This window comes from Saccharopolyspora oryzae, assembly GCF_027853915.1.
GTDB lineage: Bacteria > Actinomycetota > Actinomycetes > Mycobacteriales > Pseudonocardiaceae > Saccharopolyspora > Saccharopolyspora oryzae.
This window is the reverse complement of the sequence record NZ_JAQGLA010000042.1, coordinates 1-14,432: the sequence shown is the minus strand read 5'-3', so window position 1 is coordinate 14,432 and position 14,432 is coordinate 1. Positions and strand designations below refer to the sequence as shown.

At 71.0% G+C, this 14,432-nt stretch carries 14 protein-coding genes; 3 read left to right on the top strand and 11 right to left on the bottom strand.

What is annotated here, in order from left to right; genetic code table 11:
* Nucleotides 1-123 precede the first annotated feature (123 nt).
* From OU415_RS22810 to OU415_RS22795, 4 genes are all read right to left on the bottom strand, one after another.
* Complete coding sequence (locus OU415_RS22810) at nucleotides 124-1,152, bottom strand: methionine synthase (RefSeq protein ID WP_270951089.1); 1,029 nt, start codon at nucleotides 1,150-1,152, stop codon at nucleotides 124-126.
* A 130-nt stretch (nucleotides 1,153-1,282) separates the two neighbouring features.
* A complete protein-coding gene (locus OU415_RS22805; RefSeq protein WP_270951088.1) occupies nucleotides 1,283-2,815 on the bottom strand; it encodes a fatty acyl-CoA synthetase in 1,533 nt (510 codons plus the stop codon).
* 31 nt (nucleotides 2,816-2,846) lie between these two features.
* Nucleotides 2,847-3,632, bottom strand: coding sequence for an alpha/beta fold hydrolase (locus OU415_RS22800; RefSeq protein ID WP_270951087.1), 786 nt, complete (start codon nucleotides 3,630-3,632; stop codon nucleotides 2,847-2,849).
* 31 nt (nucleotides 3,633-3,663) lie between these two features.
* Nucleotides 3,664-4,185 carry a TetR/AcrR family transcriptional regulator gene (locus OU415_RS22795; RefSeq protein WP_270951085.1) on the bottom strand — a complete coding sequence of 174 codons (522 nt, stop codon included), beginning with the start codon at nucleotides 4,183-4,185 and terminating at the stop codon, nucleotides 3,664-3,666.
* 85 nt (nucleotides 4,186-4,270) lie between these two features.
* Between OU415_RS22795 and OU415_RS22790 the strand changes: the two genes are divergently transcribed.
* Both OU415_RS22790 and OU415_RS22785 read left to right on the top strand, forming a co-directional pair.
* Nucleotides 4,271-5,458 carry an FAD-dependent monooxygenase gene (locus OU415_RS22790; RefSeq protein WP_270951083.1) on the top strand — a complete coding sequence of 396 codons (1,188 nt, stop codon included), beginning with the start codon at nucleotides 4,271-4,273 and terminating at the stop codon, nucleotides 5,456-5,458.
* Nucleotides 5,455-6,294, top strand: coding sequence for an alpha/beta fold hydrolase (locus OU415_RS22785; RefSeq protein ID WP_270951081.1), 840 nt, complete (start codon nucleotides 5,455-5,457; stop codon nucleotides 6,292-6,294). Before OU415_RS22790 ends, OU415_RS22785 begins: the two co-directional genes overlap by 4 nt.
* Here OU415_RS22785 and mnmA read toward each other — a convergent pair.
* The 6 genes from mnmA to OU415_RS22755 all read right to left on the bottom strand — a co-directional run bounded on the left by mnmA (nucleotide 6,275) and on the right by OU415_RS22755 (nucleotide 13,011).
* Nucleotides 6,275-7,363, bottom strand: a complete 1,089-nt coding sequence (mnmA, locus tag OU415_RS22780) for a tRNA 2-thiouridine(34) synthase MnmA (protein ID WP_270951079.1) — start codon at nucleotides 7,361-7,363, stop codon at nucleotides 6,275-6,277. The two genes, OU415_RS22785 and mnmA, sit on opposite strands and share 20 nt — an antisense overlap.
* A 3-nt stretch (nucleotides 7,364-7,366) precedes the next feature.
* Complete coding sequence (locus tag OU415_RS22775) at nucleotides 7,367-8,602, bottom strand: cysteine desulfurase family protein (RefSeq protein ID WP_270951077.1); 1,236 nt, start codon at nucleotides 8,600-8,602, stop codon at nucleotides 7,367-7,369.
* Nucleotides 8,603-8,646: 44 nt separating this feature from the next.
* Complete coding sequence (locus OU415_RS22770) at nucleotides 8,647-10,011, bottom strand: MFS transporter (protein WP_270951075.1); 1,365 nt, start codon at nucleotides 10,009-10,011, stop codon at nucleotides 8,647-8,649.
* Nucleotides 10,012-10,083: 72 nt separating this feature from the next.
* Nucleotides 10,084-10,920, bottom strand: coding sequence for a lysophospholipid acyltransferase family protein (locus OU415_RS22765; RefSeq protein ID WP_270951073.1), 837 nt, complete (start codon nucleotides 10,918-10,920; stop codon nucleotides 10,084-10,086).
* Nucleotides 10,917-11,681, bottom strand: coding sequence for a GNAT family N-acetyltransferase (locus OU415_RS22760; RefSeq protein WP_270951072.1), 765 nt, complete (start codon nucleotides 11,679-11,681; stop codon nucleotides 10,917-10,919). The genes OU415_RS22765 and OU415_RS22760 overlap by 4 nt, the downstream gene beginning before the upstream one ends.
* 109 nt (nucleotides 11,682-11,790) lie before the next feature.
* Nucleotides 11,791-13,011 (bottom strand): glycosyltransferase, encoded by a 1,221-nt coding sequence (locus OU415_RS22755; RefSeq protein WP_270951071.1) that lies wholly within the window; start codon nucleotides 13,009-13,011, stop codon nucleotides 11,791-11,793.
* A 95-nt stretch (nucleotides 13,012-13,106) separates the two neighbouring features.
* Here OU415_RS22755 and rnhA point away from each other — a divergent pair, with 95 nt between their 5' ends.
* Complete coding sequence (gene rnhA, locus OU415_RS22750; RefSeq protein WP_270951069.1) at nucleotides 13,107-13,565, top strand: ribonuclease HI; 459 nt, start codon at nucleotides 13,107-13,109, stop codon at nucleotides 13,563-13,565.
* Nucleotides 13,566-13,718: 153 nt separating this feature from the next.
* On the opposite strand, the gene OU415_RS22745 is transcribed toward rnhA, so the two are convergent.
* Nucleotides 13,719-14,432 (bottom strand): electron transfer flavoprotein subunit alpha/FixB family protein (locus OU415_RS22745; protein ID WP_270951068.1); only part of this gene is annotated, 714 nt, incomplete at its 5' end.

Genomic DNA, 14,432 nt, shown 5'->3' with positions numbered 1-14,432 from the left:
CCCTCACGCCCGAATCGGGAAAAGACCCACCAACAACCGCCCCGATCACCGACCGAAGTCCACAGAGGACTCATCCGGCGGCGTTGGTTGCGCCGCTCGGACCACGTCGATCGTCGGGCCCGGCTACTTCTCGGCTTCGTCGGTGAAGAGCTTGGCGAGGTCGTTGGTGAGGGTGATCGCTCGGCGGGTCCAGGCCGGGGTTGCGCCGGCGAGGCCGCAGGTGGGGGTGGGGACGCTTCGCTCGGCGAGGGCTTTTCGGGCGAAGCCCAGGCGGGAGGCCAGGTCGAACGCCGGTTGTGCGAGGGTGCGCAGGGCGGAGTTCGCCGGTTCGGTGCTGGGCACCAGGCCGAGGAACAGGGTGGTTCCCTCCTCCCACGCCTCGCCGAGTTCGTCGGCCAGCTCGCCGGACACGTCGCCGAGCCCGGAAGCGTCCAGCGCGATCGCGCCCGCACCTGCGCGGCGCAGCATCGCAACCGGCGGGCGCGGGGCGCAGCAGTGCACGATCACCGGAGAATCCGTTGCGGCGGCGAGCTTTTCGATGACTTCACCGAGCAGGCGTTGCGCTTCGGGCTCGGGGACGGCGGGAACCTTGCCGTAGCCGGACGGCGTGGGCAGGGCGCCTTTGAGCACCGCCGGCAGCATCGGCTCGTCGAGCTGAACAACGACACGGGAACCGGTGCGGTTCGCGACCTGCGTCACGTGCTGGCGCAGTCCCTCGGTCAGCGACTCGGTGAAGTCGCGCAGCGCGCCGTGGTCGGTGAGCACGCGGTGCCCTCGGTGCAGTTCGATGCCCGCTGCGAGCGTCCACGGGCCTGCCGCCTGCACCTTCACCGCGCGCGGTGCGCCCTTCTCCGCGACCGCTTGCTCCACCGCGTCCACGTCCCAGCGCAGCAGGTCGATGGCGCGCTGCTGGTCGCGGCCGGGGCGGCCCGCGACGCGGTAGCCGGAGGGCACGACCTCGACGGCCAGGTCCACCAGCAGTCCCGCGGTCCGGCCCAGGATGTCGGCGCCGACGCCGCGTCCCGGCAGTTCCGGGAACGGCATCAGGTCGGGCAACTCCCCGGCCACGGTGCGCGCGGCCTCCACCGGATCCGTCCCGGGCATCGAGCCGATGGCGGTGGCGATCCCCGGACCCCAAGCTGCGTCAGTCACCCCGCCATTATCGACAGCCCGCGCCCGCGCACCCGACAGAGGTCGCTCCGCCGCTCATGGGCCGTGAGTCTTTTGGGTCGCCATGGCAGCCCAAAAGACTCACGGGACCTGACCAGCCAGGACGGAGCCGTCAGTCGGTGAACTGGTCGCGGAGGACTCGCTTGAGGAGCTTGCCGGAGCTGTTGCGCGGCAGGTCGTCGAGGAAGTGGATCTCCTTGGGCACCTTGAACCCGGCCAGTTGGCCGCGGACGTGCTCGATCAGCTCCGCCTCGGTCACCTCGTCCTTGGGCACCACGACCGCCGCGATCCGCTCGATCCACTTCGGATCGGGCACCGCGACCACCGCCACCTCGCCCACCGCCGGATGCGTGTAGAGCGCGTCCTCCACCTCGCGGGAGGCGACGAGCACCCCGCCGGTGTTGATCACGTCCTTGATCCGGTCCACCACGAACACGTAACCGGCCTCGTCGCGACGCACCAGGTCACCGGAGTGGAACCAGCCGTCCCGGAACGCCTCCGCGGTCTCCTCCGGCTTGTTCCAGTACCCGGTGCACAGCTGCGGCGACCGGTAGACGATCTCGCCCGACTCCCCCGGCGCGACCTCCTCGCCGCGCTCGTCGACGACCTTCGCCTCCACGAACAGCACCGGCCGCCCCGCCGAGTCCGGTCGATCGGCGTGCTCCTCGGGCCGCAGCACGGTGGCCAGCGGCGCGATCTCGGACTGCCCGAAGCAGTTGTAGAAACCGAGTTCCGGCAGGTGGTCGCGCAACCGCTGCAGCACCGGGCCGGGCATGATCGAGGCGCCGTAGTAGGCCTTGCGCAACGACTTCAGGTCCCGCTCGGCGAAGTCGGGGTGGTTGGCCAACGCGACCCAGACCGTCGGCGCGGCGAAGAACGAACCGATCCGCTCGGCTTCGATGCGCCGCAGGACGTCGCCCGGCTCCGGCACTTCCACGAGCCGGTTGGTGGCACCGATCATCAGGTTCGGCAGCAGGAACACGTGCATCTGCGCGGAGTGGTACAGCGGCATCACGTGCAGCGGCTGGTCGTCCTCGGCGAAGTCCAGCGCGGCCAAGCAGGACAGGTATTCGTGCAGCAGCGCGCGGTGCGTCATCATCGCGCCCTTGGGCGACGAAGTCGTGCCCGAGGTGTAGAGCAGCTGCACCAGGTCGTCGTCGGCAACATCGACGTCGATTTCGGGCAGCGGTCCCGCGGAGCATTGCGCCAGCAGCGAATCCGCGTCGCCGCGCAGCGGGATCACGCGCTCCAGCGAGGTTTCGCCGCGGACCTCGTCGAGCTTGCCCGCCAGCGCCGGGTCGACCAGCGCGATGCTGCTCTCGGACTGCGCCAGCAGGTAGGCGAGTTCGCCGGAGGTCAGGTTGTAGTTGATCGGCACGTGCACCAGACCCGCCCGCGCGCAGGCGAGGAAACCGATCAGGTAAGCGTCGGAGTTCTTGCCGTAGGCCGCGATCCGGTCGCCCTTGCTCGCGCCCGCGTCCAGCAGCACCCCGGCCGCGCGGGTGACCGCGTCGTCGAGCTCGGCGTAGGTCCACTCCGCCTCCTGCCCGGCGCTGTCGACGAACCGCAGGGCGACTCGGTCGGGAATCCGCGCGGCGCTGCGGCGCAGGACGTCGGCAACGGTGCTGGCGCGAAGATCGGACATCGGACCTCCAGTTCGCAGGTGGTCCACGACACTAACCGCGGAACGCGCCCGCTTTCCAGAACTCGCGCAGAGCCGCGTTGACGACGTCCGGACGTTGGCTGTGCGGCCAGTGCGAAGCGCCGGGCACCCGCAGCAGGTCGGCGCCGATGCGCTCGGCGGTGACCCGGGCGCATTCCATGATCGGCTCGCCGCCGTGCTCCCGGTACGCCTGCGGCGCGTTCTCCCAAGTGCCGGTGACCACCAGCTTCGGGAAGTCGCTCTCGGCGAGGGCGTCGGCCGGAACTTGCGCCTCCCAGGTCGGGAACTCGTTCAGCGCGGTCCGGGTGGCGCGCGCCAGTTCCGGCGTCGGCTCCGGCGCTTCGAAGCCGACCGACTCGAAGTTGAGCCGCACGAGATCGGCGTCGGTCAGATCCGGCGGCACGGATGCAACAGCGGCCCGGTTGCGCTCGAGAGCCGCGGCGACCAGCGGCGCATCGGCAGCGACCTGGAAGCACGCCGGCTCGATCAGCGTCAGCGACCGCACCGGACCACGCGCCGCGGCCAGCATCGCGACGACGCCACCCGACGAGTGCCCGACCAGGTGCGCGCCGCCGTCGAGCAGCGCGGCGATGTCTTCGGCGTCCTGCGCGTAATCGCTGCGCTCGACGTCCGGACTGCCCCCGTAACCACGCCGGTCCGGCAGCACGATCCGGAATTCCCCGGCCAGCGGCAGCTGCGCGCCGAAACCGAACGCATCGTGCGTCGCCCACGTACCCGAGCCGTGGACGAACACCACGCGCTCACCGTCTCCCCGCTCAACCACGTGAAGAACACTCATGGAGCCGATCATGCCGCGAAACGCGCCGCGGTCAACTGCGCAGCGCGGCGATCGCCGCACCCAGCGCCGCCTCGCGGAAATCCTCCACCGAACCTTCGGTGAGCGCGCAGTCCTGCAACCCGCCGATCGCGACGGTCGCCTTGGCGATCTGCGCGGGCGTGGCGCCCTCGCCCACCAGCAGGCGGTAGGTCCGCTCGCGCCAGCCGAGCATCTGCTCCATCAGATCGAGCTGCGCCAGCGCCCCGACATCGCGGATGACCAGCTCGAACACCTGGCGGTGGCGCAGCACCACGTCGAAGTAGTCGGCCAGGAAACCCTGCGGATCACCCTCTCCGGCCTCCGCCAGCAGTGCTTCGACGTCGTCGAGCAGCGGCTGCACGATGCCGCGCACGAGGTCCACCTTGGACGGGAAGTGGTAGTACAGCGCGGCTTTGGTGATGCCGAGCTGCTCGGCGACCTCGCGCAGGCTGGTCTTCTCGAACCCCTGGCGGGCGAACAGCTCGGTGGCGACCGCGCGGATCTCCGCGCTGGTGTCGACCCGTGTCCTCGGCATCAGCACCCTCCTCCCCGAGGATCCTAGTGCTTACCGCCCGGTAAATTACTTGCCGCCCGGTAAGTAACCGCCTAGCGTGAGCGGCATGACCAAGACGATCCTGATCTCCGGAGCCAGCATCGCCGGCCCGGCGCTGGCGTTCTGGCTGCACGAACACGGCTTCCACCCGACGGTCGTGGAGCGGTCACCCGCGATCCGCGACGGCGGCTACGCGATCGACGTGCGCGGCGCGGCGGTCACCGTGGCCGAGCGGATGGGCATCCTCACCGAACTGCGCGAAGCCCGCACCGGTATGCAGGGCATGACCATCGTCGACGGCGACGGCCGAGATCTCGCCTCGGTGCGGATGGACGAGCTGGTCAGCGGCCCCGACGACGTCGAGCTCATGCGCGGCGCGCTGAGCCGGATCTTGCACGAGCGCACCGACGGCGTCGAGTACGTCTTCGGTGACTCCATCACGGCGATCGAGCAAGGCCCCCACTCCGTCCGGGTGGAGTTCGAGCGGGCCGAGCCCCGCGAGTTCGACCTCGTGATCGGCGCGGACGGATTGCACTCCACCGTCCGGCGCCTGGCGTTCGGCCCCGAATCGGACTTCACCCGCTACTTGGGTTTCCACGTCTCGATCTTCGGCACGGAGAACTTCCTCGACCTCGACCGCTGGACAACCGTGCACAACACGCCCGGCAGGCTCGGCGGGCTGTACCGGGCGCGGACCGACCGCGGCGCGAAGGCGATCCTCGGCTTCGCATCACCGCGACTGCGCTTCGACCCGCGCGATCCGAGCACCCAGCTCCCGCTGCTGGACAAGGCGTTCCGCGACGAGCGCTGGATCGTGCCGCAACTGCTCGAAGCCGCCCGCAACGCCCCGGACTTCTACTTCGACTCGATCACCCAGATCCGGATGGACAGCTGGTCCCGCGGTCGCGTCGCGCTGGTCGGCGACGCGGGCTACGGCCCGTCCCCGCTCTCCGGCCAGGGCTCCAGCCTGGCGCTGGTCGGTGCCTACGTGCTGGCCCGCGAACTGCACGCAGCCGACGGCGACCACCATTGGGCGTTCCGCGCCTACGAGCGCGAGATGCGGAACTTCGTGGCGCTGAACCAGAAGATCGCCACGGACGGCGCGAAGACCCTCATCCCGAAGACCCGCACCGGCCTGTGGCTGCGCAACCAGATGTTCCGCCTGATGCCCCACCTGCCGAAAACCGCGACCCTGTCCAAGAACGTCGAACGAGCGGCCAACGCGATCGACCTCCGAGACCGGGTTCCGCGGTGAAGGACATCTACCGGAGCGAGCGGAGCCGGCAGCTGATCGAGCAGTGGTGCCGCGGCCGGCTCGACGCGTGGGCAGTACCGCACCAACGCCGCGTGATCGCCGCGAGCGGAAGCACGACGCACCTGGTCATCGCCGGTTCAGGAGCGCAGACCGCGCTGTTCGTGCCGGGCACCAACTTCAGCGCGGCCAGTTGCCTGCCGCTCGCGACCGCACTCGCCGAGCGCTGCCGCGTGGTGCTGGTCGACGTCCCCGGTCAACCCGGGCTCAGCAGCGGTCGGCGAATTCCCGCGCCGCAACGGCAGTCCTGGTACGGGCGGTGGCTGGCGGAGGTGATCGACGAGATCACCGAGTTCCCCGTGGTTCTGGCCGGTCACTCGCTGGGCGCGGCGATCGCGATGGCCACCGGATCACCGCTGGTCTCGCGGCAGGTGCTCCTGTCCCCCGGCGGCCTCGTCCGAGCGCGGATCACGCCCGGCATCCTCGCCGCGTCGATGTCCTGGCTGCTCCGCCGCCGCCCGACCGACAGCGCCCAGCTGCTCGGCACGATGCTCGCCCCCGGCCACCGCCCCCGACCGGAGCTGGTGGAGTGGATGACGCTGGTCGCCCGCCACGTGCGATCGAGCCTGGACCCCGCAGGAGCCGTGGTGGCGGATCAGCAGGTGGACCGCGTGGTCGTCGTCGGCGACCACGACCGCTACTTCCCCAGCAAGCCCCTGGCCCGCGCGGTGCGGCACACCCTCGACCGGCCGCTCAGCGTGCTCCCCTCAGCAGGACACCTGCTGATCGAAGAGCACCCCGACCACATCGCCGGCCTGATCAGCGGGTCTCCGCGATGATGCCGCTGCCCAGGACCAGATCGCCTTCGCCGTCCGGGCGGTACAGGACGATCGCCTGGCCCGGGGCCACGCCGCGCAGCGGCTGGCGGAGCTGGACGCGGATGTCCTCGCCGTCGGCTTCGGCGACCGCTTCCGCGGTGCCGCCGTGGGCGCGGACCTGGATCACGCACTCCGTCGGCCCGGCCAGCGGCTCCTCGGACGGCCAGATCGGGCGCTTGGCGTCGATCTCGGTCACCGACAGGCGTTCCGCCGCACCGACCTTGACCGTGCCGGACACCGGCTCCAGCGACAGCACGTAGCGCGGTCGGCCGTCCGCCGCCGGGGCGTCGATGCCCAGGCCCTTGCGCTGGCCGATGGTGAAGCCGTGCACCCCGGTGTGCTCTCCGAGGACCGCGCCGGTCTCGTCGTCGACCAGCTTGCCCGGCGTCTGGCCGAGCTTGTTCTCCAGGAACTTCTTGGTGTCGCCGTCCGGGATGAAGCAGATGTCGTGGCTGTCCGGCTTCTTGGCCACCGCCAGGTCGCGCTCGGTCGCCTCCACCCGCACCTCGGACTTCAGCGAGTCGCCGAGCGGGAACATCGAGTGCCGCAGCTGCTCGGCGGTCAGCGAGGCCAGCACGTAGGACTGGTCCTTGCCGTCGTCGCGGCTGCGCCGCAGCTCCGGCACACCGTCCACGATGGACAGACGGGCGTAGTGGCCGGTGCAGACCGCGTCGAAGCCCAGCGCCATCGCCTTGTCCAGCAGCGCCTCGAACTTGATCTTCTCGTTGCAGGTCAGGCACGGGTTCGGGGTGCGGCCCGCGGCGTACTCGCCGACGAAGGTCTCGATGACCTCCTCGGTGAACCGCTCCGCGAAGTCCCACACGTAGAACGGGATGCCCAGCAGATCGGCGGCGCGCCGCGCGTCGCGGGAGTCCTCGATGGTGCAGCACCCGCGGGCCCCGGTGCGCAGCGTGCCGGGCTTGGCCGACAGCGCCAGGTGCACCCCGACGACGTCGTGCCCGGCGTCCACCGCTCGCGCCGCCGCGACCGCGGAGTCCACCCCGCCGCTCATGGCTGCCAGTACTCGCACGCCTCACACCTCCGTGGCGGTGGCCGTCGACCCCGCCGAAGATCGTCGCAACCCGGCCAGACCGGCGCTACGCGCTCGTCGCACCACCGGCCCGATGGCCTCGGTGAGTGCCTGTACATCTGCCGCCGTCGAGGTGTGCCCCAGCGAGAAGCGCAGCGACCCCCGCGCGGCCTTGGGGTCTGCCCCCATCGCGAGCAGCACGTGGCTGGGCTCGGAAACCCCGGCGGTGCAGGCCGAACCCGTGGAGCACTCGATGCCCTTGGCGTCCAGCAGCATCAGCAGGCTGTCGCCCTCGCAGCCGGGGAAGGTGAAGTGCGCGTTGCCGGGCAGCCGCGACGGACCGCCAGCGACGACGTCGTCGCCGGGGTCGCCGTTGAGGACGACGTCCGGAACCGCGCTGCGAACACCGCTGATCAAGTCGTCGCGCAGCTTCGCCAGCTGCGGCGCGTGCGCCTCGCGGGCGTCGACGGCCTCGCGCACCGCCGCAGCCAGCCCCAGCACACCCGGGGTGTCCAGCGTGCCGGAGCGCACCTCGCGCTCCTGCCCACCGCCGTGCAGCACCGGCGTGCACTTCACGTCGCGCCCCAGCAGCAGCACGCCCACCCCGTAGGGTCCACCGACCTTGTGGCCGGTCATGGTCAGCGCGGAAGCCCCCGAAGCGGCGAAGTCCACCGGCAAGGTCTCGACGGCCTGCACCGCGTCGGTGTGCAGCGGCACCCCGTAGCGGTCGGCGATCGCGGCCAGCTCCGAGATGGGGTTGACCGTGCCCACCTCGTTGTTGGCCCACATGACCGTGGCCAGCGCCACGTCGTCCGGGTTCTCCGCCAACGCTGCCTCGAACACCTCCGGGCGCACCCGGCCGCAGGCGTCCGCGCTCAGCCAGGTGACCTCGGCGCCCTCCTGCTCGGCGAGCCACTCGACGGCGTCGAGCACCGCGTGGTGCTCCACCATCGAAGCCAGGATGCGGCGGCGCGCCGGGTCAGCGGCCCGGCGAGCCCAGAAGATCCCCTTGACGGCCAGGTTGTCGCTCTCGGTCCCACCCGCGGTGAACAGCACCTCGGACGGCCGGGCGCCCAACGCGTCGGCGATGTCCTCCCGCGATTCCTCGACCGCACGCCGCGCCCGGCGTCCCGAGGTGTGCAGCGACGAGGCGTTGCCGATCCGGGTCAACGCCTCGCTGAGCACAGCGACCGCCCCCGGTCGCATGGGTGTGGTGGCGGCGTGGTCGAGGTAAGTCATCGCTCGTCCAGGGTAATACAGGCCGACCGGGCGGAAGGCGCTGGTCAGGACGCCCGGCCGCGAGTCGCGCGCACCAGCGGCAATGCGGCCAGCACCGCACCGATCAACAGCACGAGGTCCAGCGGCAGGACACCCCTGGTCGGACTCGCCGGGGTGGCGAGCGCGGCGACCACCACGCCGCCCAACCCGACCAGCGTGGCCTGGCCGAGCATGTCCGAGATCTGCAGCGCGGACGAGTTGAACCCGCGTTCGGCCTCCGCCGACAGCGCCAGCACCCGCACCGAAGTGCTGGTGATCCCGATGCCCATCCCGCAGCCGGCGACGAACCAGCACGCGTAGACCAGCCACGGCAGCCCCCATTCGGGCAAGCTCAGCGACAGCCCGGCGACACCGAATCCGACCAGCGAGAACCCGACCGCGACCACCCGCTCGCGGCGGAGCTCCCGCTGCCGGCCCTGCCACAGCGAACCCGCGGCCCAGCCGATCGAGGCCACCGTCAGCGGTACGCCCGCAGCCGTCGGCGAGTAGTGGTGCACCACCGTCAGCGACAGCGGCACGAACGCCTGCGCGGTGAAGAACAGCCCGGCGAGCAATCCGCGTGAAAGCACCATCAGCGGGATTCCCGGCCGGGCGCGCAGGGTGCCCTTGGGCAGCAGCAGGCGCAACGACGGGACCAGCGCCACAACTCCGGCCAGGCCGACGAGCAGCGAGATCAGCGTCGGATCCTGCACCGCCCAGTTCAGCGCCACGACACCACCAGCCGCCCCCACCGCGGCCAACGGCAACCCGGGCCGCGGCTCCGGAGGATCTTCAGAGCGCGCGCCGAACCGCCGTGCCGTGGGCACCAGCATCGCCGTGCCGAGGCACACCAGCGGCGCCAAGCCGAGGAAGACCCACCGCCAACTCGCGTGCTCGGTCAGCGCGCCCGACACCACCGGACCGACCAGCGCGGGCACCACCCACGCCGAGGACAGCGCACCGAACGCGGCCGGCCGGTGCTCCTCCGGGAAGACGCGGGCGATCATCACGTACAGCGCGACGATCAGCACGCCACCGGCCAGCCCCTGCAGCACCCGGGCCACCAGCAGGACCAGCATGCTGTGCGCGAACCCCGCGACCACCAGCCCGAGCGCGAACGTGGGCAGCGCCACCAGCAGCGGCAACGCCGGACCACGCCGGTCGGACTGGCGCCCACCGATCACCGTCCCGATCGCGCTCGAAGCGAGGAAGACGGTGAACGGCCAGGAGTACCAGTGCTGCGCGTCGAGCTCCGCGACGATCGTGGGCAACGCCGTGCCCAACCCCATCGCCTCGAAGGCGACGAGCGTGATGACCAGGACCAGACCTGCGGTGAAGGTGCGGCGTCGCGGGTTCCACAGAGCGCTTCGGGACATCTCGGCAGTGGCCACCCGGTCAGCCTGCAACCTCCACCGCGCTGCAAGTCCAGTGGTCGCGGGCAACTCCGCCCCTTCAGACCAGCGTCAGGCGGCGAGGTCGTGCCGGGACTGCTCGGCGCGATGCCCGTGCACCGCGCCGCTGGCCAGCGCGATCTCCTCCTGCGCGCGCCGGGCCAGCTCCCGGCGATCGGTGCCGCGCAGTTCGGGAAGCACGACCAGCTCGACCACCAGACCGCGCGTGCGGGCAACGGTCAGCAGCGAGCTGACCAGCGTCGTCTCGCCCAGGAAAGCCGCCGCCGTGGTGAACTGCCCCGCCCCGTCGCGGAACCTCAGCGCCACCGGCTGCATCCGCACCCCGGCGTCGACCGCGGCCTGGAAGACCGCGGGCCGGAACGTCCCGACCGCCCGGCCGCACCAGGTGGTGCCCTCCGGGAAAGCGCCGATCACCGCCCCGGCGCGCAGCTCGTCAGCGATGGTGCGCACCGAGGTCGGCAGCGCCGACAGCCGCTCGCGGTCGATGTAGACCGTGCCGATCCGCCCGGCCAGCGGGCCCAGCAGCGGCCACGACCCGACCTCCACCTTCGCCAGCATCCGCATCGGGCACAGCACCTGCAGCGCGACGATGTCCAGCCACGACACGTGGTTGCAGACCACCAGCGCACCCCCGGCGGGCAACCCGCCGTCGAGCACGAGACGAATCCCCAAGGCTCGCAGCAGAAGCCGGAACCACGCCACCAGCGCCCAGTGCCGCGCCGGACCCAGCACCGGCAGCACCAGGACCAGGACGCAGCCGCCGAGCAGCAGCACGACGACCCCGCTCAGGCGCAGGACCAGCTGCAGCGGACCGACCTCGGCAACGCGATCGCGCGGCGGCATGCACTGGTCGCCGCACGGCGAAACCGGCATCCACGGGTGGTTCATGCCGCATCGCCCAGGAAGAACCGCAGGTAGCGCTGGTCCGCGCGGTCGAGGTCGAGCAGCACGAAGAAGTCGGCGACGTTGAAGTCCGGGTCGTGCGCCGGCCGCCCGCACACCTGAGCACCCAGCCGCAGGTAGCCCTTGAGCAGCGGCGGCAGCGCGGTGCGGCCGGTGACGGCGAACGGTTCCCAAGGCCGGTGCGGGTGCACTCGGTACTCCTCGGGCGCGTAGTGCTTCTCCGACACCGCGTTCCACACGTGGGAAGCCAGCACGCCACCGTCGTCGAGCGGCACGGACGCGCACCCCACGAGCATCCGGTGCCCGTGCAGCAGCATGTACCGCGCGATTCCCGTCCACACCAAGCCGATCACGGCACCGTTGCGGTGCTCCGGGTGCACGCACGAACGCCCGGTCTCCACCAGCGAGGAGCGCAGCGGAGCCAGCGCGGACATGTCGAACTCGGTTTCCGAATAGAGCATCCCGGCTTCCGCCGCCCGGTCCGGCGGAAGCATCCGGTAGGTCCCCACGACCGCCCCCGAGTTGTCCTCCCGGACGACGAGGTGGTCGCAGTGGTCGTCGAAGGAGTCGCGGTCGAGACCGAATTCCCGACCGCTGACCGTGGCCCCCATTTCCTCGGCGAACACCTGGTACCGCAGGCGTTGCGCGGCGTGCACTTCGTCGGAGTCTCGGGCGACCAGCAGCGAGTAGTGGGCGTCGGCCGCCGCGTTCGGTGCGGCGCTGGCCAGCAGCTGCGTCTCGGACATGCCGCAGGTGTATCGCCGCGCGGCGAACGCCCAACACACCGGACGAGGGCACGGAGCAGGAACTTTCGGTGAACCCCTGGTGCGGGCCGGAAGCACTGCCCCGAACGGCCTACCCGCGGAAGGCGGACAGAGCCCGTTCCAGCACCGAAGCCGGGCTCGGCTGGGTCGCCATCTCCTCGCGCACCTCGCGCGCCGCATCGCTGAACGCGGGCTCGTCGAGCAGCCTGCGGACCGCAGCACGCACCATCTCGACGTCCACTGTGGTCGGATCGTGCGAGAGACCGACGCCGCGGTCCACGACCCGCTCAGCGGACATCGGGTTGTCCGCGAAAGCGGGCAGCACCAGCTGCGGCACGCCGTAGTGCAGCGCGGCCGCCGTGGTCCCCGACCCGCCGTGGTGGATCAGCAGCGAACTGGTCGGCAGGAACGCCGACAGCGGCAGGAAGCCCACCGCCCGCACGTTGTCCGGCAGCGACCCGACGTCGGCGAGATCGGTCTCCTTCGCCGCCAGGACCACGTCCACGTCGAACTCGCTGAGCGCCTCGACCACCACGGACAGGCTGCTGGTCCCGGACATGACCGGAACCACGGTGCCGAGCGTGACACCGATGCGTGGTCGTTCCGGCCGCTGCAGCGCCCACTCCGGCACCGCCGAGCCGCCGTTGAACGGCACGAACCGCATCGGCCACCACGGCAGGCCGTCCACCTGGTCCACGTCGTCCTCGACCAGCCCGCCCATGCTCGGCGGCCGCGGATCGATCCGCGCGATCACCTCCGGCACACCGTCCGGGATGGCCAAGTGGGCGCGCAGCGCCGCAGTCAGGTCGTCCTCGTCGTAGAAGTTCCGCCCGATGCGGAAGCTCCCGTCGCGCGACGACCAGGACACCCGGTTGCCGACCTCCAGCACCGGGACCCCGAGCGCGACCGCGGTCAGCCGGCCGGTCGCGTGGTCGGTGGTGTGCACGACGAGGTCCGCGCCGAACGCCCGCCCCGCGTCGATGCTGCCCTCGGTCATGGTCAGGGTGAACAACCAGAACGGGCCGCCGGACCGCGGCGCCTTCTCGAACGCCTCGGTCAGCCCCCGCTCCTCGAGGTACTTCTTGAGCTCGGGCGTGGTTTCCTGCGAGGTGGTCGCCCGCAGCAGCTCGGCCCACACGTCGTGCCCCGGGAACACGTCCACCACCGGCAACCCGGCCCGCGCACCGGCGTCGACCATCTCGCCGGTCGTGGCCACCAGCACCTCGTGCCCGGCAGCCCGGGCGGCCCAGACCATCGGCACGATCGGGAACATCAGCCCGTAGCCGGGCGCAGCAGTGAACAAGATCCGCACGGAACCACAGCATGCCACCAACCGATCACCGCGCGCAGCTGGTTTTCCGTGAGCAGGCTCTTCTTCCCGATCAGCCGGCAGCTAGATTCCGGGACATGCAGCGAACGACCGAGCGCGTCGACCTCTACACCGACGGCGCATGCAGTGGGAACCCCGGCCCGGGCGGCTGGGGCGTCGTGCTGCGCTACGGCGACCACGAGCGCGAGCTCTACGGCAAGGACGCCGCGACGACGAACAACAAGATGGAGCTCATGGCGGTGATCGAGGGCCTCGCCGCCCTGACCCGCCCGATGCCCTCGGTGCGCATCTACACCGACAGCACCTACGTGCTCAAAGGCATCACCGAGTGGATGCGCGGCTGGAAGCGCAACGGCTGGATGACCTCGGCCAAGAAGCCGGTCAAGAACGCCGACCTGTGGCAGCGCCTCGACGCCGAATGCGCGCGCCACGGCGACGTCCAGTGGGAGTGGGTGAAGGGCCACGCAGGCCACCCCGAGAACGAACGCGCCGACCGCCTCGCCTGCCAAGGCCGAGACGAAGCCCGCGACGGCTGACTGCACGTCTGAAGCTCTCGTTTTGCGTAGCGGTGCGGGTGGCGGAACCTCAGCGCCCGCCTGGACTCCGGGTGCCCGACTTTATGCATGCCACTCTGACAAGCGAAAAGGCGGGTCGCACCGAGGTGCGGCCCGCCTTTTCCGGCTTGGCGATCAGCCCTTGCGCTTGGAGACTTCCTCCGTGAGCTGCGGGGCGACCTTGAACAGGTCGCCCACCACGCCGTAGTCGGCGATCTCGAAGATCGGCGCCTCGGGGTCCTTGTTGACCGCGACGATCGTCTTCGAGGTCTGCATGCCCGCACGGTGCTGGATCGCACCGGAAATACCCAGCGCGATGTAGAGCTGCGGGGACACGGTCTTACCGGTCTGCCCGACCTGGAACTGGTGCGGGTAGTAACCGGAGTCCACCGCCGCACGCGACGCACCCACCGCAGCACCCAAGCTGTCAGCGAGCTTCTCCACAACCTCGAACGACTCCGCCGAACCGACACCACGGCCACCGGAGACCACGATGCTGGCCTCGGTCAGCTCCGGACGGTCCCCGGCCTCGGCCGGCTGACGACCGGTGATCTTCGCACCGGACGCGGCCGGAACCTCGACCTGCTCCACCGCCCCGGCACCCGCGGCCTCCTCGGCCTCGATCGAGCCCGGCAGCACCGTGATCACCGGAACACCCTTGGTGACCTTGGCCTTCGCGTCGTAAGTGCCACCGAACAGCGACAGCGAACCCACGCCCTCGCCGTCGAGGTCCACGACCTCCGACAGCAGACCCGAACCCAGGCGCACCGCCAGACGACCGGCGATCTCCTTGCCGTCGATCGACGCCGGTACCAGCACCGCCGCCGGGCTCGCGCTGCCCACCAGAGC

Coding starts and splice junctions, on each gene's coding strand:
- OU415_RS22805 (WP_270951088.1), bottom strand. CDS start 2,815: ATGTCCGATCTTCGCGCCAGCACCGTTGCCGACGTCCTGCGCCGCAGC.
- OU415_RS22800 (WP_270951087.1), bottom strand. CDS start 3,632: ATGAGTGTTCTTCACGTGGTTGAGCGGGGAGACGGTGAGCGCGTGGTG.
- OU415_RS22795 (WP_270951085.1), bottom strand. CDS start 4,185: ATGCCGAGGACACGGGTCGACACCAGCGCGGAGATCCGCGCGGTCGCC.
- OU415_RS22790 (WP_270951083.1), top strand. CDS start 4,271: ATGACCAAGACGATCCTGATCTCCGGAGCCAGCATCGCCGGCCCGGCG.
- OU415_RS22775 (WP_270951077.1), bottom strand. CDS start 8,602: ATGACTTACCTCGACCACGCCGCCACCACACCCATGCGACCGGGGGCG.
- OU415_RS22765 (WP_270951073.1), bottom strand. CDS start 10,920: ATGAACCACCCGTGGATGCCGGTTTCGCCGTGCGGCGACCAGTGCATG.
- OU415_RS22760 (WP_270951072.1), bottom strand. CDS start 11,681: ATGTCCGAGACGCAGCTGCTGGCCAGCGCCGCACCGAACGCGGCGGCC.
- rnhA (WP_270951069.1), top strand. CDS start 13,107: ATGCAGCGAACGACCGAGCGCGTCGACCTCTACACCGACGGCGCATGC.